This window comes from Saccharothrix sabaoui, from assembly GCF_051756985.1.
Lineage (GTDB): Bacteria > Actinomycetota > Actinomycetes > Mycobacteriales > Pseudonocardiaceae > Actinosynnema.
Window position 1 is genome coordinate 1 of record NZ_JBPKJK010000154.1, and the last position, 20,744, is coordinate 20,744.

The window sequence follows — 20,744 nt, forward strand, 5'->3', positions numbered from 1 at the left end:
GGCGCCCACCAGGGCGCGGCTCGGCGAGTCGGCGACCAGCGACCGGGGCGCGGTGCGCCTGCCGACGGCGGCGGTCACGTGGCGGTGGTGGTGCCTGCGCAGCGGGTGGTGCGCGTCCCACTGCCCGCCCCGCGCGCTGCTCAGGCCGTCGATCCAGGACGCCGCGTTGCGGTGCTTGGCCGCCCGCTGGGTGTGCGGCAGCTCCAGGTAGGAGATGTCCCGCACGAGGATCTGGGTGAACTCGTAGGTCGGTCCCTCGGCGGGGTCGCGGTAGGGGGCGCGGCGCAGGAGCTGGCCGCGTTCGAGCCGTTCCAGGCAGCGGGCGACGGCGTCGACCTGGTGCTCGCCGTAGCCGCCGACCGCGGCGATGCCCGCGGCGGTGATCATCTCGCCGAGCACCGCGGCGTCCTTCAGCACGGCCTTCTCCTCCGGCGACAGCGCCGTCAGCCGGGCGGCCAGCACGCGGCGCACCTGGTCGGGCGGCAGCTCGTCCTGGAGCCGGCCGTCCCGGATCGCCGTCGCGTACTCCACGGCGAACAGCGGGTTGCCGCTGACCTTGGTCAGCACCGAGCGCCGCAGCTGCTCGGTCCGGACGCCGTCGTGCCCGGCGGGCAGCAGCGAGTCCAGCAGCGCCTCCACCGCGGTGTCGGGCAGCGGTTCCAGGGTCACCGTGGTCGCGTTGCGCACGGTGCCGTGCCAGCCGGGGTGCGCGGTGAGCAGCTCGGGCCGGGCGGTGGCGACCACGAGCAGGGGCGCCGGGCCGAAACCGCGGGAGAGCCGTGCGACGAGGTCCAGCAGCCGCTCGTCGGCGAGGTGCAGGTCCTCGAACACCAGGACCAGGGGGCGCTGCGCCGCCTTCGCCTCCAGCACGGCGCGCAGCGCGTAGAACGCCTCCTCCAGGTCGATCCCGGCGGGGGAGGGCGCCAGCAGGGGCGCCAGCCGGGAGACCAGGGAGTCGGCCTGCTCGCCGGGGCCGACCAGCTCGTCCACCGCCGCCGCCGGGTCGCCGTCGCGCCGGACGAGGCAGCCGCGCAGGACGTCGGCCAGCACGCGGACCGCGACGTCGTCGCACAGCGCGGGCACTCGGGTGGTGTGCACCAGCGGACCGGTCCCGTCGTCCCCCTCGGGCAGCGACTCGACGAACTCGCGCACCAGGCGGGACTTGCCGATGCCCGCCTCGCCGAGCAGGGTCAGCAGTTGCGGGCGGGCGTGCAGCTCGGCCTGGTTCAGCATCCGGTGCAGCAGGTCCAGGTCCAGCTCGCGGCCCAGGAAAGGGGTGCGGACGTGCCGCTGCGGCGCCGGGACGGGGGTGTCGCGCACCGACTCGGCCCGCCACATCGCCGCCGCGTCGGACCGCTCGGCGTAGGCGATGAGCGAGGCGCTGGCCTGCCGGGTGACCTCGCAGGCCCACACCGTGCCGCGCCGGGCCGCGTTCGTCATCTGGGCGCAGGTGTCCACCACCGTGCCCGCGATCGTCGGGGTCGCCCCGCCGGCGACGGGGAACTTCGCCAGCACCTCGCCGGTCGCCACCGCCAGGCGGAAGTCCGGCCCCGACCCGACCGCGCCCAGCAGCCGGTCCCTGATCGCCAGCGCGGCGCGGGTCGCCCGCACCACGTCGTCGTCGTGCGTGCGGGGGACGCCGAAGACCGACAGCAGCACCGAACCCGTGCTGCCGATGACCGCGCCGCCGGCGCGCTCGACCTCGTCGCGCACCGCGCCGGCGATCTCCACCAGCGACTGCTCGACCTCCTCGGGGTCCCGGTCCGCGTCCTGCCGCAGGGCGACCGCCACGACGCTGACGAGCCTGCGCTCGGCCACCGCGCCCGGCGCCACGCCCGGCACCGCCGCGGCGGCCGGCCGGACGACCCCCGCCGAGGGCTCCGCGACGGGGACGGGCGCGACCCGCACCCGGTCGGCGACCCGCGCGGGCGCCCCCGGGCTCAGCGCCTCCTCGTCGTGCTCCAGGATCGCCCGCTCCAGCTCGCGCAGCTCGCGGCCGGGCTCCAGGCCGAGGTCCTCCGCCATCGCCGCGCGGGTGCGGCGGTAGACCTGGAGGGCGTCCACGTGCCGCCCGGCGCGGTAGAGCGCGGTCATCAGCTGGCGGCACAGCCGCTCGCGGTGCGGCTCGGCCAGGAACAGCTGCTCCAGGTCGGGCAGCACCTCCGCGTGCCGGGCGCGCTCCAGCTCGATGTCGAAGTAGTCCTCCATGACGCCCACGCGCATGTCGCGGACCTTGGTCAGCTCCGGCCAGCGGACACCGGCCTCCGCCAGGTCGGCCAGCACCGGCCCGCGCCACAGCCGCAGGGCCTCGCGCAGCGCCTGCGCGGCCTGGTCGGTGCGGCCGTCGGCGAGGCCCGCGCGCGCCGCCTGCGCCAGCCCCTCGAAGCGGCACAGGTCGATCTGCTCCGGCGGGACCCGCAGGACGTAACCGGGCGCGTGGGTCAGCAGCAGCGCGGACCGCTCCCCGTCGGCGTGCGACGCCAGCACGTTGCGCAGGCCGGAGACGGCGTTCTGCACCATCTTGCGCGCCGTCGAGGGCACCTCGTCCGGCCACAGCGCCTTGAGCAACCTGCTGGTGGCCACCACCTGGTTCGCGTGCAGCAGCAGGTAGGCCAGCACCGCGCGCTGCTTCGTGCCCTTCACGGGGACGGCGACACCGCGGTCGACGACCTCCAGCGAACCCAACACACCGAATTGCATGGACCCCACCTCGACTCGACGGATCGTCACCTGCCGGGCCACGCCCGACCCGCCCGGCGGCCGATCGCCGTCGGGGACGTCCGTGAGAGTTCCGCGTGCGCCGCCGCCTCCGCAATGGAACCGGGGGGAACCGGCGCTTTCTACTAGATGCGCGTCCGGGGGACTTGCGTGCCTTGACAGCCTCTCGACGCGTTTGCTAATTGCATTCACCCTATTGTGATGTGCGTCCCACATTCTTCGGTGCGTCGGAATGGTGTGAGCGGGCCTCGGGTCTGTGCGGACGTCCCGGGTGAACGCCGGGTTGCCTCCCGGTGGAGCGCACGGGTGAAACCGGTTCCACCCTGCGCCGCAGGGGTGTGGGCCGGACGGGGAGGGTAAAAACGTGAATTCCGGGTGCCCGGAATTCCTGCGCGGTCCGACGCGAAGACTAGGGATTCTCGGCACTTCCGCGCGGTTTACTGGTGGCTCCCCACATGAATCCGAAGGAGGTGGGTGGTGACACTTCCCGACCTGGCGGTAATGACGCCCGCGCCCGCGGTCGTCGCACCGGCCGACGTCGACCACCGCGACCCGGTCAGGCGGGTGGAGCAGTTGCTCGACCCCGGTTCCACCGTGCTCGTCCAGCGGCCCGCGCACGCGAACATCGTGGTCGCGAGGGGCACGATCGAGGGTGCCCCCGTCGTCGTCTACTGCACCGACGCCACCCGCAAGGGCGGCTCGATCGGCATCGACGAGTGCCCGTACATCGTCGACGCGATCGACCTCGCGGTGCGCGAGCGCTGCACCGTCATCGGGGTGTGGCACTCCGGCGGGGCCAAGCTCGCCGAGGGCGTGGCGGCCATGGACGGCATCGGCCGGATGTTCAGCGCGATGGTCCGGGCCTCCGGGCAGGTGCTCCAGCTGTCGATCGTGCTCGGCCCGGCGGCGGGCGGCGCGGCCTACGGCCCGGCGCTGACCGACGTGGTCGTCATGGCCGACGGCGGCCGGGTGTTCGTGACCGGCCCGGACGTGGTGCGGTCGGTGACCGGCGAGCAGATCGACATGGACGGGCTGGGCGGCCCGGAGGCGCACGGGCGCAAGTCCGGCGTCGTGCACATCACCTCGGGCAGCGAGGCGCAGGCGTTCCTGGACGCCCGCAGGGTCGTGGACCTGGTCGCCAACCCCGGCCGCTTCGACATCGGCGCGCCGCGCCTGGACGAGCCGCTCGGCTTCCGGCTGCCCGAGTCGCCCAAGCGCGCCTACGACGTGCACCCGCTGGTGGACGCCCTGCTCGACGGCGGTCCGCGCGCCGGTTTCGTGGAGCTGCAACCGAAGTGGGCGCCCAACGTGGTGATCGGCCTGGGCCGCCTCGGCGGGCGGGCGGTCGGCGTGGTCGCCAACAACCCGCTGCGCAAGGGCGGTTGCCTGGACTCGCTGTCGGCGGAGAAGGCGTCGCGGTTCGTGCGCACGTGCGACGCGCTGGGCGTGCCGCTGGTGGTGCTGGTCGACGTCCCCGGCTACCTGCCGGGCATCGCGCAGGAGTGGGGCGGGGTCGTCCGCCGCGGCGCGAAGTTGTTGCACGCCTTCGCCGAGGCCACCGTGCCCAGGGTGACCCTGGTGGTGCGCAAGTCCTACGGCGGCGCGTACATCGCGATGAACTCCCGTTCGCTGGGCGCGACCGCGGTGCTGGCGTGGCCGGACGCCGAGGTGGCCGTCATGGGCGCGCGGGCCGCGGTGGAGATCCTGCACCGCAAGAAGCTCGCCGCCGCGCCGGAGCACGAGCGCGAGGCGCTGCTCACCGTCCTGGCCGCGGAGCACGACCTGGCCGTCGGCGGCGTGGCCAAGGCCGTGGAGCTGGGCGTGGTGGACGAGGTGGTCGACCCCGACCGGACCCGGCGCAGGCTCGTGGAGATCCTGTCCGCCGCCCCGGCCGGGCGCGGCCACCACCGCAACATCCCGTTGTGACCGAGCCGGGAGGTCGACCGTGTCCCTGACCGACAACGCAAACCCGACCCACAACGCAAACCCGACCCACGACGCGAACCCGATCGAGAACGCGGGAACGACCCGGGACGGCGCGCTGCCCGAAGGGGCAGAACTGCCGGTGCCGAAGAACCACGAGCTGCACCGAGCCCTGGGCGAGGTGCGCCGGTGCATCCGGGCGCTGCGCGCGCGGCACGGCGACCACGTGGTGATCCGCCGCCTCGTCAACGGGGTCGAGCGGCTGGAGATCGACGCGGCGGACCTGCCCGCCGCGGGCCGGGCGCACCACGCCGAGGTGGTGTACGTCCCGGACACGCCCTACGACCCCTCGCTGTGGTCGGACGTCGACGACGAGGGGGTCGGCGGTCACCGGCGGCACGTCTGTTGAGACGCCGTTGCCCGTTCCCGCCCCGGCGGCCTTCCTGTTGGTACCTTCGCCGCCCGGCTGACCATCGCATTATGCAAGACTCCGCATAACGAACAGGACGACGCTCCCCGAGGGCGGCGCACGAGCGACCGACCGCATCGACGCGGTTCCCGGTCGCGGTCGCCGGGGCGGTCCTGTTCTCGGCGCGTCCACCGGTGGAGCACCCGGGGCGCGACCCGTCGAAAGAAAACACGGAAGGCTGTGCCGTGTCACTCGGATACCCGATCTCGAACGAACCCGACCACCTGGTGGCCACGTCGGCGAGCACCAGGTTCGGCGCGGACGACTTCAGATGCCTCTTCGACCACTCCGGCCTGTGCATGGTGACGCTCGACCGCGCCCTGGTCGTGCAGGAGGTCAACGCCGACTTCAGCCGCGAGTTCGGCTGGCGCAACGCGACCCTGCGCGGTCGCGAGGTCCTGCACTTCGTGCACCGCAGCGCCCGTTCGCACCTGGGCCGCCAGCTCGACCGGCTGGTGGCGGACAAGGTGCCCAACGTGACCGAGCACGTGCTGGCGACGTGCTTCGGCGACCAGGTGGTGCCGGTGGTGTTCACCGCGACCGCGGTGCGCCCCGGGTTCGACCTCGCCCGCGTGCTGGTCGTCGTCCAGCCGGGACGGGGGGAGCGCGACGAGAGCCCCGTGGTGGACGACCGGCTGATGCTGAGCGAGCTGGACGCCCGCATCCTGGAGGGCGTGGCCGCCGGCGTCTCGTCGGTGCGGCTGGCCTCGGCGCTCTACCTGAGCCGGCAGGGCGTCGAGTACCACGTGAGCACGATGCTGCGCAGGCTCAACGTGCCCAACCGGACCGCGCTGGTGTCGCGCGCGTACTCGCTCGGCCTCCTGTCGGCGGGCGTCTGGCCGCCCAGGGTCGGCCCGGAGTTCGTGAAGTAGCACCGACGCCCGTTCGGAGCAGTCGCGGACCGGTGGAGCGGCCGTGCGCCCGGATCACCCGAATGCGACGCGGTCCTGCTGCGAACGGTGGTCGGCGATCCGCACCGCGTCGTGGGGCCACCGGCCCAACCGGCCGTGCGGGGCTCGCTTCCGTCACTACCTCATAGTGCTCTCACCTGGTCTTTTGCTGCAAAAAATCAGGTACCGTACAGAAGTCTGACAATTCGCGGGAGGTTTCCCTAGAACTAACGCCGAACCCTGTTCGAAGTGCCGATCGGCGGCCTTGCCATGACAAGCTGTGTGTGGAAGTACACGGAGAGTGTGCCTGCGGCACGAGCGAAGGACGATCGACGGAGCGGGGATGAGCGCGATCAACGTGGCGGTGCACGCGGCGGACCCGATCACCCGGGCGCACCTGGCCGACGAGATCAACTCGACGGTGGAGTTCCAGCTGGTGGCCCCCGAGGGCGGGGAGGCGGTCGACGGGGTCGTCGTGGCCTCGGTGGACAACGCCGACATGACGACCCTGGAGATGATGCGGGACCTGCGCACGCCCCGCACGGCGTTCTGCCTGATCGTCCGCCACGACTGGTACCTGGACTACTCCGCGGCCGTCGAGCACGGCGTGCGGGGCGTGCTGTGGCGGGCCGACTACACCCCCGCCCGGCTGCGGCGGCTGATCCACGTCGCGCACCAGGGGCAGGCGGACTTCCCCAACTCCCTCCAGGCGGGGCTCCTGGAGCACCTGCGCAGGCTCCAGGAGCACGTGCTGGTGCCCGCCGGGCTGACCCCCTCCGGGCTCCAGGTCCGGGAGGTCGACATGCTCCGCCTGATGGCCGAGGGCATGACGCTGGAGGAGATCTCCAAGGAGATGTCCTACTCGGAGCGGACCGTGAAGAACATCTTCTACGGCTTGATGAAGCGGCTGAACCTGCGCAACCGCACGCACGCCGTGTCCTACGCCATCCGCGCCGGGCTGATCTGAGCGGACCGGTGCCCCGGCCGGATCAGGGGCGGTCCCGACGAGGACGGTCTTGTCACGGGTAGTCCTCGACGCGCATCGCCGTGGCCAGCTCCACCCGCGACCGCACGCCCGCCTTCGTGAACAACCGGGTCAGCCGACCCGCGATCCCGCCCTCGCTCACCTGGAGCACGGCGGCCAGCTGCCGGTTGGTCAGCCCCTCGGTCACCAGGCGGGCCAGCAGTTGCTCGTTCTCCGCGGCCGCGGCGTTGCGGCCGGGCACCGACACCCCGGCCTCGCGCATCGCCGTGCGGGTCCGGTTGCGCCACGTGGCCGCCCCCAGCCCGCCGAACAGCTCGTACGCCTCCAGGAGGTGGTCACGCCCGGCCCGCCCCGGTTCGGCGGCGGCCAGCAGCGTCAGCGCCAGCTCGAACGGTTGGCCGGACTCCCGCGCCAGCGCGACCGCCTCGGCCGGTCTGCCGGCGGTCCGGTCCACCCGCAGCGCCGTGCGCAGCGCCAGCAGCCGGGCCGCCGCGACGCCCGTGCACCCGGCGACCCGTTCGACCTCGCGCACGCAGTCCGCCGCGCCCCGGGCGTCGCCCACCGCGGCCCGGCACTCCGCCAGCCCCGCCCACAGCTCCCCGGTGCCCAGCACGTAGCCGTGCGCGCCCGCGTCGGCGAGCCCGGCGCGCAGCACGGCCTCCGCCGCGTCCGCGTCGCCCAGCAGCGCGTGGACCGCGGCGGTCGCGGCGGCCAGCAGGTGCGGCACGGGGACGGTCGCCCGCGCCGCGTCCAGCACGCTCGCCGCCCGCGTCGGCCAGCCGCGCGCCAGCAGCATCGTCGACGCGCCGGCGTGGGCCAGCACGCTGACCGGCATCCGCGCCGACGCCGGGGTGTTGGCCATCATCGACCGCGCCGTGCCCAGCCCCCGCTCCCAGTCGCCCCCGAGGAACCGGGCCAGGAACACGTCCTGCCGCGGCACCTGGTCGACGCCCACCCCGCGCCGGGCCAGCAGGTCCAGCGCCGCCGTCAGCTCGCCCACCCCGAGCAGCGAGTCGTACTGGTGCACGGTCAGGTCGTAGCGCGTCCGCCCGCCGTCCCGCGCCACGGCCGCGCGCAGGTCCGCCAGGTCGCCGTGGACCAGCCCCGTGGACCAGCGCGCCGAGCTGTCCAGCCAGCGCTCCGCCGACTCTTCTGCCACTGACTCCTCTGCCGCTGACTCCTGGGCCACCGGCGGGACCCCCTCCAGCAGCCGCCGCGCCTCGTCCCACCGGCCGAGCAGGCACAGCGCGTGCGCGCCGAGCGCGAGGTGGGCGGCGTCGGCGGTGGGGCGCAGGTGCTCCTCGGCCGCCGCGGCCAGCGCCGCGCGGTCGCCGGTGCCCGCCAGCGCGAGCAGTTCCAGCCCGGCCACGTCGAGCCGCAGCCCGCGGTCCATCGCGCTCGCGAAGCGCGTCAGCAGCTCCCTGCTCTCGCGGGCCGCGGTGGCGTGGTCGCCGGAGCGCAGGGCCGCCGACGCGTGCGCCGTCAACGCCTTCACCTGGGCCACCGGGTCGTCGAGCAGCGTGGCGGCCACCCGCATCCAGCGCGCGCCGCGGGCCATGTGGGTGAAGCGCAGCGCGTGGCCCGTGTCCAGCAGCTCCCGCGCGGCGCGCTTCGGGTCCAGCAGGGCCACCCCGTCCGCGATCCGGTCGGCGAGGAAGGCCAGCTTGTCGGGCGGCGAGGCGGCGTCCGCCCGGTCGTGCCGCCAGTGGTGGCGCACCGCGGCCGCCGACACCGCGCGCCGCTCGTAGGGGCCCATGCGCGCCGCGACCGCCGCCGCGAGCAGCGGCACCCGGAAGCCGAGCCGCTCCGGGGTGCCGGAGCGCTCCGCGAAACCGGAGGCGACCAGCAGGTCCAGCGCCTCCGCGACCGCCCCGGGGGCCACGCCCGCGGACTCGATCACCGAGACGACCGTGTCCGAGGGGCAGCGGTGGTCCGAACCCAGCAGGCCGAGCGCCTTGGCCACCCGCCACGGCGTCGCGCCCAGCCCGCGCAGCGCGCGCACGAACCGGTCGTCGTCGGGCAGCACCGGCGGCGGCGTGCCCTCCAGCAGGTGCGCGTGGCCGATGAGCACCCGGATGCCGCCGGTGCGCCGCAGCTGCTCGACCACCGCCACCAGCGCGGCCGGGTTGCCCGCCGTCAGCCGGTGCGCCTCGGCGACCAGCGCGCCGTCCGGGATGGCGCCCAGCAGCCGGACCAGCGCGCGGGCCACGCCGTCGCGGTCCATCGGGGCCAGCGGCACGTCGACCTGCCCGGCCGGCGCGGGCCGCGGGTGGTGGACCAGCTCCGACAGCACCAGGCGCACGTCGCCGCGCGCCGGTCCGGCCACCAGGTCGCGCAGCAGCCGGGCCGACTCGTCGTCGGCGTGCTGGGCGTCGTCGACGAGCAGCACGACCCGGCCGCGCTCGCGCAGCGCGCGGGTCAGCGCGAGGGGCAGGTGCGGCACCGGCGCGCCACCGGCCTCGTGACCGCCGGTCAGCGACCCGAGCAGCCGGCGCGCCACTGTGAAAGCGCTCCCACGGTCACTGGGCAAGCAGGTGGTGGTGCGCACGTCCGCCCCCTCGGCACCCACCCGGTCGGCAACGGCGGCGAGCACCGAGGTACGCCCCGACCCGCGGTCACCGGTGACCACCACCGGCCGGTGGCCCTCCGCTCCCAGCGCCTCGACCACGGCGTCCACCGCACCGGTGAAAACCTGCCCGCTCAGCTGGGCCTCCTAATTTGTCCACGTTGTTTCGATTTCATTCACCGCACGGCCCGCAGCCCGAGTGGAGACTTTAGGGCAGCGGCTCCCGTGGTACAAAGTGGGAGCGAGTCGCGGTCAGGTGGAAACGGTCCGCAGTCATTGAATTGCGGGTGTCCACGTCGCCGCAGGTTAATACGGGGTGGTGGCGGAAATCCGAAGACGCGCGCTGGTGGGCCGGGACGAGCAGTCGCGACTCCTGCGGGAGGTGGTGGCCGGGTCCGGTGGAACGCCGGCCGAGGCGGTCCTGCTGTGCGGCGCGCCGGGCGCGGGCAAGACCGCGCTGCTCGACGTCGTCGCCGGGGAGGCCGCCGCGCGCGGCGTGCTCGTCGTGCGCGCGACCGCGTCGGCGGACGTCCTGGACCTGGTCGGAGTGGCGGACGCGGTGCTCGGGGCGGTCGCCCGCGGCACGGCGGAGGCCGACCTGGTGGGCCGGGTGGACGCCCTGCGCCGGGCCCGCGACCGCACCCGGCACGACCCCCGCGCCGGGCTCGCCCTCGTCGCCGCACTGGTCGCGGTGCTCGCCCGGGTGGCCGCGTCCAGGCCGTCGGCGGTGCTGCTGGACAATGTCGAGCGGATTGCCCCGAGGCAATTCCCGCTGTTCGGCACGCTGCTCCGCGGAATGCGCACGGCCGGAATTCCCCTGGTGCTCGCCTGCCGGACGACCCGGCGAAACCCGGAACCGCCGGCGGAACTCGCCCTGCCGGCCGACCGGGTGGTCGAGCTGCCCGGCCTGGACCGCGCCGCCGTGCGCGAGCTGATCAGCGCGGCGCTGGAGGTCGCCGCGGAGGAGGACCTGGTCGACGCCGTGCGGGCCGCGCTGGGCCCGCGCGCGGGCGTCCCCGGCGACGTCCTGGCGCTGCTGGGCGCGCTGGACCCCCGGGACAGCCTCGTGGTGGTGGACGGCCACGCGTGCCTGCCCGCGACCGAACTGCCCGCGGGGCTGCCGCTGGAGCGCGAGGGGACGTCCGCCGAGTGCGACCGGGTCGTCGAGGTCGCCGCCCTGGTGGCCGGGCTCACCGCGACCACCCGGCTGCTGGTGGACGAGCTGCTCTCGCTCGCCCCCGCCCTGGACCGCCCCGTCGACGACCTGGGTACCGCCCTGGACCTGCTCGTCGAGGACGGCGTCCTCTCCGTCGGGCCGGACGACCGGGTGACCTGCGCCGTGCCCGCCGTGGCGAGGTCGCTGCGCGCCGGACCGGACCGGTGGGACCTGCCCGCCCTGCACGCCTCGATCGCCGCCGGGGCGGTCCGCCGGGGCGGTCTCGCCACGGCCTGCGGCGACCCGGCCGTGCGCGGCCACGCCCTCGCCGCGGGCGGCGCGCTGCCCGCCGAGGTGGCGACGCCGCTGCTGCTGGCGGCGGTGGAGCGGGCCGAGGAGGACCCGGGGCAGGCGATCAGGGCGGCGGTGGCGCTGCTCGACGCGCTGCCGCCCGAGGACCGGCGGGTGCCGGGGCTGCTGAGCACCGCGATGCGGCTGATGATGCGGCGCGGCCACGTGCGCGGCCTGGTCGACCTGGGCAACCGGGTGATGCTCCGGCGCGACCGGCTGCCCGCGCGCGCCGTGCGCAAGGCGGGCCTGGTCTGGGCCTTCGCCGTGGTCCAGGCCCGGTGGACCGGCGCGGACGCGTGGGTCGACCCGGCGGCCGAGACGGTGGCGGCCGGCGAGCCCGAGGCCGCCGGGATGATGGCGATGGGCGCGCGGGCGTTCCCCGCCCTGGCGGGTCCGGGCCCGGCGGGCGGTCGCACCGAGGCGGGCGCCTGGGCGGCGGTCGGCCCCGTGCCGGGCAGCGCCGAGGCCAACGTGCTGGTGGCCGGGCTCGGCGACCGGGACGGGTTCGAGACCGCGCTGGCCGAGCTGCGGCGGGCGGGTGGCGGGCCGGCGGACCCCGAGCAGGTGCGCGACGCGCTGGCGTTCGAGGACTGGGGCGCGGCCTACGCGATCCTGCTGGGCGAGAGCCGCACCCACCCGGTGGACCGCCGCCCCCGGTGCGGCTACCGCGACCTGGTGGACGACTACCTCGCGGGCGAGTGGGACGCCGCCCTGTCCAAGGCCCGCCGCATCGAGGCGCGGGCCACCGCCGCGCACCGCGCACCGCAGCACGACCTGGCCTGCGCGGTGGCCGCCGAGGTCTGCCGGGCCCGCGGCGACCTCCCGCGGGCCGTCGCCTGGCTGGACCGCATCCCGGCGGACGCCGCGCTCGGCCCGGTGCTCGCCTGGGTGCGGTGCGGGGTCCGGCACGACCTCGGCCGCACCGCCGAGGCGGCGGAGCGCGGCTGGGCGGACTACCGGGCCCTGCGCGCCGCCGGGCACCTGGTGGGCCTGGAGCGCCTGCTGCTGCGCCTGGGGCGGCAGGGCGGGGCCGGGCGGGACGCGGTGCCCGCCGAGCTGGCGGACCTGCACGACCGGGTGCGCTCCCGGGGCACCGAGGTCGGGGTGCTGGTGGCGCGGGCCATGGCCGGCGGTGACGTGAGGAGCGCGTTGGCCGCGCACGCCCTCGTGGCCGCCCGGCCCGACCGGGCCCTGCTGTTCACGATCGACCTGCTGCTGGTGCGGCTCGCCGACGACCCCCGCGCGTGGCTGGCCGAGGCGCGCGACCTGGCCGACCGCTTCGCCTCCCGGCAGGCCCGGCGGCTCCTCACCCAGGTCGCCAAGGCGCGCGGTGTCGCCCCGCCGCGCCGGCGCGCGGAGCGGGAGGCGTTCAGCGCGCTGGAGGTGCAGGTGCTGGACCTGGTCAGCGCCGGGGCGACGAACCGCCAGATCGCCACGTCGTTGGGGCGCAGCGAGAAGAGCGTGGAGAACTACCTCGCCCGCCTGTTCGAGCGCAGCGGCTGCCGCTCGCGGCTGGAGCTGGCGATGTGCTGGGTCGACGGCAGCCTCGCGGCGCAGGCGGGTCGGGAGCCGGACCAGGCCGGGCGAAAGCCCGACCAGGCGGGGCGCAAGTCGGGCAAGGCGGCGCGGAGAACGGGGCAGGCGGGCCGGAAGTCGGGGCAGGCGGGGTCGGTGCCCGCACCGTGACCCGGTGGCCGCGTCGTGGCCCGGCGCTCGCGCCGTGCCCGGCCTTGCTCCGTGGCCCGGCCTTGCTCCGTGGCCCGGTGGCCGGTCCGCGACCGACCACCGGGTGCGCGGGTCAGAGCCTCGGGTGGGCGTTGGCCAGCAACTGGCGGAACTGCGCGGAGAACCAGTGCCCGGACAGCGGGGCGTCCGCGAGGGAGCCCGGCCGGTTGTTGCCGTTGCGGGCGTTGCCGCCGTACGTCGGGTCGCACATCCGGTCGAAGCCCTTGCCCTCGTCGTTCGGGATCTCCCGGCTCGCGCCGTCGGACTCACCCGGCGGCTTGGCCCACACGTAGGCGTCGACGCCCTGGGCTGGGTTCGCCCGGGGCCGCTCGCCGATGCCCGCCCCGGACTGGTTGCACCAGTTGCCGAGGTGGATGCGGCGGTCGTACCGGCCACCGTCCACATAGGCGTCCACGCTCGTCGTCGGTCCCTTGGCGGTCGGGCGCTGCGAGCCGCCCCAGCCGTTGCGCGACGTGTCGACCAGCATGCCGATGTCCGACCGGAACCCGGCGCTCACCAGCCGGGTGCGGAACGCCTGGACGAACGACAGCTCGTCCACGTACCGGTTCCAGTCGACCCACTTCGACTGGCGCACCGACGTCCCGTTCACCGCGTCGTCGACGGTGTAGTGGTCCTCCTTCAGCACGCCGTAGTTCGCCGTGTTGGAGATGAACCCGGTCACGTTGTCCACCGTGCTGCCCGACGCGCGGGCGGCCTGGGCGAACAGCGTCGCGGAGGCGCCGAAGTTGTCGTCCCACCCGATCCAGCCGTGGTGCGCGGCGTCGATGTAGTTGTAGACGTTGCCGACCGCGCCGAGCTTCGCCAACGCGTACCCGACGCCGTTGACGTAGTTGCCGTTCTGGAGCATCCGGTCGCACTGCGGCGTCGCGGTCGGCCGGCTGCCGACGTTCGTCACGAGGTTGGGCAGCGAGTCGATCTCGATGATCGTCACGATGCGGAGGTTCGCGTACTTCGCGTCGCCCATGATCGCGGCGATCGGGTCGATGTACTCGGTCTTGTAGCGGGGGAGGTCGTCGGGGCCCAGCTCGCCGTTGGACGCCAGCGCCGCGCAGTCGCGGCCGGGCAGGTTGTAGATGACGAACTGGACGACCATCGTCCGCCCGGCCGCCTGGGACACCGCGTTGTCCAGGTGCGACCGCAGGCCGCGGCTGCCGCCCACGCCGTTGATGGCGGCGATCCGGTCCAGCCAGACGAACGTGGGTTGGTTGGCGATGGCGGACCCGCCGTCGGCGCGCGCCTTCGCGGCCCAGTCGGGGTTCACGTACACCGACGCGCCGGCGTACGGGTTGTCGACGCGCGCGGCGGCGCCCACACCGGTGGCACCCACACCCTCCGCGCCCACACCCTCCGCGCCCACACCCTCCGCGCCCACGCCCTCCGCGGCAGCGGGGCCCGTGCCCAGCGCCGTCGCCGCCGCGAACGCGAACGCGGCCACCGCGGTGAGTGCGCGACGTGGAACTCTCCTGCTCGTGCCTGATGATGACTTCAGTGGCATCTTCGGCTCCCTGATAGGGGATCAGGATCGACGGCGGAATTCTGGGAACGTTCCCAGGAATCGGACCGTAGCAGGGGAGTGACTTGTCGTGAAGAGCTTTCACGGTCAATGCACCGCCGCGCCGGGTATTCCAGACCGCGCGGAAGTGGAACGGGGTGCGCGGATTTCCCCGTTCGACCGCGTTCGACGTCGAACCACCCTCGAACGGTGCGGAGACCCGTGCTCCACCGTGGGTAGGTGAAGGCTGAGCGGCTCCGCGTCCACTTCCCGGGAGGCTGGTTTCGGTGGCGAGGCGGTCGGGAACACGATTGACGGGCGTTCTGCTCGAATCGCCGGGTTGACCGAGGCGGGCCGGGTTTCCGGCGCGCCGGGAATGTTCTTCCAGGGGAGGGGGAATTGATTGTGGTGAGCAAAAGAAAACATGCGGTCCACGGGTCCGGCGACCCGGTGCGCGACCACTCGGCTTGCACGGCTGCGCGGAACGTGCTGTCATCGGGAACAGGTAGGGGCGACCGTTCGACCGGTCGCAGCGGTTCCTGACCGTCCGGGGACCGTCCGACATTCCCGTCAGGGCGGCCGTGAGGCTGACCGATGGTGGAAACACGTCGTCCGATCTCCCACGTCCCCGCGCTGTGGCTCGTCTTCTTCCTCAACGGTGCCGTCCTGGCCAGTTGGGCGCCGCGGATACCCGAGGTCAAGTCGCTGCTGGGGCTCTCGGACGCCGCGCTGGGCGTGGCGCTGTTCGGGGTGGCCGCCGGCTCGGTCCCCGCCCTGCTGGGCACCAGCCGGTTGTTGCGCCGCACCGGCGCGCGCGAGCTGTGCGTCGTCTCGGGCCTGGCGTTCGCCGGGCTGCTCCCGCTGATCGCGGTCGCCTGGGACGCGGTGTCCCTGGGGATCGTCCTCGTGCTCCTGGGCGCGGCCAGCGGGTGCCTGGACGTGGCGATGAACACCGCCGGGATCGAGTTCCAGCAGCGGACGCCGGACCGGCCGCCGGTCATCTCGCGGCTGCACGGTGGCTACAGCCTCGGCGTCCTCTTCGGAGCCGCCGGCGGCGCGCTCGCCACGAACCTGGACGCGGGGGTCCTGCTGCACTTCTCGGCGGTGGCCGCGGTCCTGGTGGCGCTGCTGGCCGTCGCCGCACCCGCCCTGCCGCGCACCGCGCCCCGCGCGCCGGAACGCGGCGCACCGCCGGGCACGTCGGGAACACCGGTCACGTCGGGAACACCGGGCACGTCGGGAACACCGGGCACGTCGATGTTGCGCAGCATCGCGGCGCTCCCGCTCGCCGTCGCCGCCGTCGCGATCAGCGGCCTCCTCGTGGAGGGCATGATCACCGACTGGTCCGCCCTGCTCGTCTCCCGGGACTTCGGCGGCGGACTGGACCTGGGGTCGGCGACCGTCGTCGCGTTCAGCGTCGCCATGTTCGCGTCCCGCTCCCTCGGGGACGTCGTCGTGGCCCGCTTCGGCCGGCGGGCGGTCCTGCGCGGGGCGGCCTGCACGACCGCGGCCGCGCTGGTGATCGGCCTCGTCCAACCGAGCGCGGTGGGCGCGTTCACCGCCGTGGCGGTCGTCGGGTCGGCCCTGGGCCCGGTCTTCCCGCTGGCGATGACCGCGGCGACCGAGCGGATGCCGCACTCGGTCTCGACCGCCACCGCCTGCGTGAGCGCGGTCGGGTACCTCGCCTACCTCGCGGGCCCGCCGCTCGTCGGCGTGCTGGCCGAGGCGGCGGGCCTCCCGACCACCCTCGGCGTCATCGGGGTGGCCGCCGCGGCGGCGATCGCGCTGGCCACCCACCACCTCGACCGCACCACCGCCGCCCCGAAGGGCGGTGCAGAACCGGAAGGAGGAAAGGGATGAGTTCCGCGCACCTGCGCGAGGTACCGGTCGGCCGGTACCGGCTCGACGGGCTCCGAGCCTGCCTCACCACCGAGCGCTGGGACCGGTTGCTCGCGGCGGCGGCCCGCTGGAGGGCCGCGATGCCCACCGTGTGGCACGTCAACTCCACGGCGGACGGCGGTGGCGTCGCCGAGATGCTCAGGCCGCTCCTGGGCTACGGGCACGCTCTGGGCATCGACGTCCGGTGGCTCGTCATCGAGGCGGGCACCGACTTCTTCACCACCACCAAGCGGATCGACAACGGCGTCTCCGGCGTCCCGGGCGACGGCGGCCCCCTCGGCGCGGCGCAGGCCGACCGCTTCCGGCGGGCCAGCCGGGACGCCGCGGCCCACCTGGCGCGGCACGTGCGACCCGGTGACGTCGTGGTCCTGCACGACCCGCAGACCGCGGGGCTGTGCGACCGGGTCGCCGAGCTGGGCGCGGTGCCGGTGTGGCGGGCGCACAACGGCGCCGACCGCCCGAACGAGCACACCGCCCGCTCCGGGGAGTTCCTCGCGCCCTTCCTCGCCGCGGCACGGGGGCTCATCACGACCCGGGAGCACTTCCGCGACGTGGTGCTCCCGGCCGGCGGCGGGCTGCCCGGCGCGGCGATCACCCCGTTCATCGACCCGACGTCCGCGAAGAACGACGCCGCGCCGCCGGACGAGGCGCGCCCGCTGCTGGCGCGGTGGGGCCTGCTGGGCGGCCCCGGCGCGCGGGAGCCCGGCCGGGTGGCGGGGCACGTGGTCGTCCGGGAGGGACCCGCGCCCGCGCCGGACGTGCCCGTGGTCGCCCAGGTCTCCCGGTGGGACCCGGTGAAGGACATGACGGGGGTCATGGACAGCTTCGGCCGGGCGGTGGCGCCCGCGACGGACGCCTACCTGACCCTCATCGGGCCTCAGGTCGACGGCGTGGCGGACGACCCCGAGGCGGACGGGTACTTCCGGCGGTGCGTCGAGCACTGGCGGCGGCTGCCGGGGGCGGTGCGGTCCCGGGTCCAGCTGTGCTGCCTGCCGACCGGGGACGCGGCGGAGAACGCCCGCGTGGTCAACGCCGCCCAGCGGCACGCCGCCGTCGTCGTCCAGAAGAGCCGGTCGGAGGGGTTCGGCCTGACCGTGACCGAGGCCATGTGGAAGGCCAGGCCCGTCGTCGCCACGGCGGTCGGCGGCATCGCCACCCAGATCCCCGACGACCGGTACGGGCGGGCGGTCGCCCTGCCCGACCCGGACGACCGGTTCGGCGCGGCGGTCGTCGAGCTGCTCACCGACCCCCGCGCGAGCCGGGCCACCGGCGACTCCGCGAGGGAGCGGACCCGCGACCGCTTCCTGCCGGACTCGCACTTCCACGCCGAGCTGGACTTCCTCGGCGGGCTGGTCGGCGCGGGGGAGGCGGCGTGAACGTGCTGGCGGTCGGGGCGCACCCCGACGACGTGGAGATCCTCTGCGCGGGCACGCTGGCGCGTTACCGGCTCCGGGGCCACGCCATCGGGATCTGCGTGCTGACGAACGGCGACCTCGGCGCGCCCGACGGCGACAAGGCGTCGATCGCGGAGGTGCGCGCGGCGGAGGCGGAGCGGTCCGCGGAGGTGCTCGGCGCCCGTACGTTCCGGCTCGGCGAGCCCGACGGGTTCCTGTTCGACAGCCCGGGGACGCGCACCGCGTTCAGCGAGGTGCTCCGGGCGTTCCGGCCCGACCTCCTGCTCGTCCCCGACCCCCACGACTACCACCCCGACCACCGGGCGGCGGCGGCCATCGCGCTCAACAGCCTCCAGCTGGCCGCCTCCCCGCTGCACCGGACGGCGAGCGCCGCCGTCGGGTCGCTCCCGGCCGTGTTCCACATGGACACCCTGGCGCTCGTCGGCGCGAACCCGCAGCGCTGGGTGGACATCACGGCCACCCTCGACACCAAGCTCACCATGCTCGGCGCGCACCGCAGCCAGAACGACTGGCTGCGGTGCACGGACGGCACCGACTACCTCGACTACGCCACTAGGCAGGCGAGGCTCCGCGGCCTCCAGTGCGGCACGCAGGCCGCGGAGGCGTTCCGGGCGCCCGAGCACTTCCCGATCCACCACCCCGGCTCGACGCTGCCGGGGCTCCACCCCGACCACGAGGACGGATGAGCCCATGTGCGGAATCGCAGGAACGACAGGCACCCGAGACGTCGGGCGGACGCTGATGACGGCGCTCGAAAGACTGGAGTACCGGGGGTACGACTCCGCCGGGATGGCCGTGCACGCCCCGGGAGGGTTCCGGGTGCGCAAGGCCGCGGGACCGGTGACCTCGCTGGGGGCGGTGTGCCCGCCCGAGGCCACCGGCGGGTCCGGGATCGCGCACACGCGGTGGGCCACCCACGGCGCGCCCTCGACCCGCAACGCCCACCCCCACCTGAGCTACGACTCGTCCACCGCCATCGTCCACAACGGAACGGTCCGCAACGTCGCGGAACTGCGGCGGGAACTCGACGACCGGGGGATCGCCACCACCTCGGACACCGACAGCGAGGTCCTCGCCCACCTCATCGCCTGGCACCGCGACCAGGGCGCCGACACGGCGGACGCCGTCCGCCTGACCCTCGCGCGCGTCGACGGCGACTACGCGGTGCTGGTCATCGTGGCGAACCGCCCCGGCACGCTGGTCGCGGCCTCCCAGGGCAGCCCGCTGCTGATCGGCACCGACGGCAGCTCGGTCCACGTCGCCTCCGACCGCGCGGCGCTGACGGGCGGGTGCACGCGCTGCTCGCAGGTCCTCGACGGCGAGGTCCTCACCATCACCACCGCCGTCCCGGAGGACCGGGAGTGGGAGCCGCTGGGTGGCGAGTTCGCCTGGACCGGCAAGGGGGACTACCCCGACCACCTGCTCAAGGAGATCCACGAGCAACCGCGGACCGCCCGCGCGGCGATCGGGGCGCTGTTCACGCCCGCCGGCGCGGACCCGTCGCCGGACTGGGCCGCCTCCCTGGACCGCTCGTCGATCAGGCGGGTCCGCTTCCTCGGGTGCGGGTCGTCCTACTACGCGGGCCAGGTCGCGGCGTCCTTCGTCGAGCACCTGGCGCGCGTCCCCGCGACCGCCGAGCCGGCCGCGGAGTTCACCCAGCGCCACCCGGTCGTCGAACCGGACTGCCTGCACGTGCTCATCAGCCAGTCCGGCGAGACGCTCGACACGCTGCACGCCCAGCGGTACCTGCGGCAGCACCCGGTGCAGGCGCTGTCGTTCGTGAACGTGCCGGGGTCCACCCTCGACCGCCGCAGCGACGCGTCGGTTCACCTGCGCGCCGGCGCGGAGGTGTCCGTGGCGTCGACCAAGGTGGTGACCAACGTGCAGCTCGCCGGGCTGGCGCTCGCCTCGTGGCTGGCCCGGTCGGACCCCCGCGCCCCGTCGGAGGAGCTGCTCGAACTGGACCTCGCGCTGCCGCTGCTGCCGACGGTCCTCGCCGACCTCCTCGCGACCCGGTCGGCGGGCATCCGCGAGGTGGCGGAGGCCGTGCACACCCGCCGGAGCATGTACTACCTGGGCCGGGGGACGTCGTGGCCGGTCGCCCGGGAGGGGGCGCAGAAGCTCAAGGAGATCTCCTACATCCACGCCGAGGCGTACCAGGCGTCGGAGCTGAAGCACGGACCGCTCGCCCTGGTCGGTCCCGGGCACGTCTCCGTCGTGCTCGCCGGCCGCGACAGCGGGGGCCGGGACGCGAACCTCGTCGAGCAGATCCGGGCGCGCGGCGGTGAGGTCGTCGTGTTCGCCCACGGTTCGCACGGCGAGTTCGGCGTGCCCACCACCCGGCTGCCGTCCCCGCACCCGCTGCTGGACCACGTCGTCACGGGGGTCGCGCTCCAGGTGTTCGCCCACCACGCCGCGACCCTGCTCGACCGCGACGTCGACCGCCCCCGCAACCTCGCGAAGAGCGTGACGGTCGAATGAGGGCCGCGCCGACCACCACCGTCCTGCTGGGAGCGGGCGCGCTGGAGTTCCGGTGCAGCGCGGTCTGCTTCGACCTCGACGGCGTGCTCGCCGACTCCCACGACCACATCGAGCGCGCCGTCACCGACTGGGCCGCGAGCAGGCGGGTGGGCCTCGACGGCCTGGCGGACGCCTCCCGCTCGCTCACCGACGTCGAGTTCGTCAGGATCGCCGCGCCGCACCTCGACGCCGAGGCCGAGGCCCGCGCGATCCAGCGCATCGAGTACGAGCTGGCCGCCCGGACCACGCCGATGCCCGGCGCCCTGGAGCTGTACCGCAGCATCCCCCGGGAGGTGACGGCGGTCGTCACGTCCGGCGCGCGGGACGTGGTCACCCGCCGCCTGGACTCCCTGGGCATCCCGGACCCGAACGTCGTGGTGAGCGCCGACGACGTCAGCGCGGGCAAACCGGACCCGGAGCCCTACCGCGCCGCCCTGCTCCGGCTGGAGGCGAGCCCCGGCGACGCGGTCGCCGTGGAGGACACGGTCACCGGCGCGTCGGCGGCCAGGGCCGCGGGCCTCCGCGTGATCGGGGTGGGGGAGCGGCTGGCGCGCGTCCCGGCCGGCGTCTTCGACACCTGCGTGCCGAGCCTGCGGCACGTCACCGCGCAGCCG

13 protein-coding genes are annotated in these 20,744 nt (G+C 74.9%); 10 read left to right on the plus strand and 3 right to left on the minus strand.

Annotation, left to right across the window (positions count from 1 at the left end):
* A partial coding sequence (locus ACR807_RS33305; protein ID WP_438925451.1) for an ATP-binding protein occupies positions 1–2,700 on the minus strand: 2,700 nt, incomplete at its 3' end.
* Between the two features lie 495 nt (positions 2,701–3,195).
* Here ACR807_RS33305 and ACR807_RS33310 point away from each other — a divergent pair.
* From ACR807_RS33310 to ACR807_RS33325, 4 genes are all read left to right on the plus strand, one after another.
* Positions 3,196–4,644, plus strand: coding sequence for an acyl-CoA carboxylase subunit beta (locus ACR807_RS33310; protein ID WP_438925452.1), 1,449 nt, complete (start codon positions 3,196–3,198; stop codon positions 4,642–4,644).
* 19 nt (positions 4,645–4,663) lie between these two features.
* On the plus strand, positions 4,664–5,050 hold the full coding sequence (locus tag ACR807_RS33315; RefSeq protein WP_438925453.1) for an Rv0250c family protein: 387 nt from the start codon (positions 4,664–4,666) through the stop codon (positions 5,048–5,050).
* Positions 5,051–5,295: 245 nt separating this feature from the next.
* Complete coding sequence (locus ACR807_RS33320; RefSeq protein ID WP_438925454.1) at positions 5,296–5,982, plus strand: helix-turn-helix transcriptional regulator; 687 nt, start codon at positions 5,296–5,298, stop codon at positions 5,980–5,982.
* 361 nt (positions 5,983–6,343) lie between these two features.
* A complete protein-coding gene (locus ACR807_RS33325) occupies positions 6,344–6,967 on the plus strand; it encodes a response regulator transcription factor (protein ID WP_438925455.1) in 624 nt (207 codons plus the stop codon).
* A 52-nt stretch (positions 6,968–7,019) separates the two neighbouring features.
* Here ACR807_RS33325 and ACR807_RS33330 read toward each other — a convergent pair whose 3' ends face one another.
* On the minus strand, positions 7,020–9,662 hold the full coding sequence (locus tag ACR807_RS33330) for an AAA family ATPase (RefSeq protein ID WP_438925456.1): 2,643 nt from the start codon (positions 9,660–9,662) through the stop codon (positions 7,020–7,022).
* 208 nt (positions 9,663–9,870) lie between these two features.
* On the opposite strand from ACR807_RS33330, the gene ACR807_RS33335 reads away from it, so the two are divergent.
* The gene (locus tag ACR807_RS33335) at positions 9,871–12,744 is read left to right on the plus strand and encodes a helix-turn-helix transcriptional regulator (RefSeq protein ID WP_438925457.1); all 2,874 of its coding nucleotides are present in this window, start codon (positions 9,871–9,873) and stop codon (positions 12,742–12,744) included.
* Positions 12,745–12,856: 112 nt separating this feature from the next.
* Here ACR807_RS33335 and ACR807_RS33340 read toward each other — a convergent pair whose 3' ends face one another.
* Positions 12,857–14,239, minus strand: coding sequence for a glycoside hydrolase family 6 protein (locus tag ACR807_RS33340; protein ID WP_438925458.1), 1,383 nt, complete (start codon positions 14,237–14,239; stop codon positions 12,857–12,859).
* A 654-nt stretch (positions 14,240–14,893) separates the two neighbouring features.
* Here ACR807_RS33340 and ACR807_RS33345 point away from each other — a divergent pair.
* The 5 genes from ACR807_RS33345 to ACR807_RS33365 form a co-directional block, all read left to right on the plus strand.
* Positions 14,894–16,156 (plus strand): MFS transporter, encoded by a 1,263-nt coding sequence (locus ACR807_RS33345; RefSeq protein ID WP_438925459.1) that lies wholly within the window; start codon positions 14,894–14,896, stop codon positions 16,154–16,156.
* Positions 16,153–17,571 carry a glycosyltransferase gene (locus tag ACR807_RS33350; RefSeq protein WP_438925460.1) on the plus strand — a complete coding sequence of 473 codons (1,419 nt, stop codon included), beginning with the start codon at positions 16,153–16,155 and terminating at the stop codon, positions 17,569–17,571. Before ACR807_RS33345 ends, ACR807_RS33350 begins: the two co-directional genes overlap by 4 nt.
* A complete protein-coding gene (locus ACR807_RS33355; protein ID WP_438925461.1) occupies positions 17,568–18,296 on the plus strand; it encodes a PIG-L deacetylase family protein in 729 nt (242 codons plus the stop codon). Before ACR807_RS33350 ends, ACR807_RS33355 begins: the two co-directional genes overlap by 4 nt.
* A 55-nt stretch (positions 18,297–18,351) precedes the next feature.
* On the plus strand, positions 18,352–20,091 hold the full coding sequence (glmS, locus tag ACR807_RS33360; protein ID WP_438925462.1) for a glutamine--fructose-6-phosphate transaminase (isomerizing): 1,740 nt from the start codon (positions 18,352–18,354) through the stop codon (positions 20,089–20,091).
* Positions 20,088–20,744 (plus strand): HAD-IA family hydrolase (locus tag ACR807_RS33365; protein WP_438925463.1); only part of this gene is annotated, 657 nt, incomplete at its 3' end. The genes glmS and ACR807_RS33365, both read left to right, overlap by 4 nt.

What these genes read in the sequence shown, in the direction of transcription:
- glmS (WP_438925462.1), top strand. Translation starts at nt 18,352, where the DNA reads ATGACGGCGCTCGAAAGACTGGAGTACCGGGGGTACGACTCCGCCGGG.
- ACR807_RS33350 (WP_438925460.1), top strand. Translation starts at nt 16,153, where the DNA reads ATGAGTTCCGCGCACCTGCGCGAGGTACCGGTCGGCCGGTACCGGCTC.
- ACR807_RS33325 (WP_438925455.1), top strand. Translation starts at nt 6,344, where the DNA reads ATGAGCGCGATCAACGTGGCGGTGCACGCGGCGGACCCGATCACCCGG.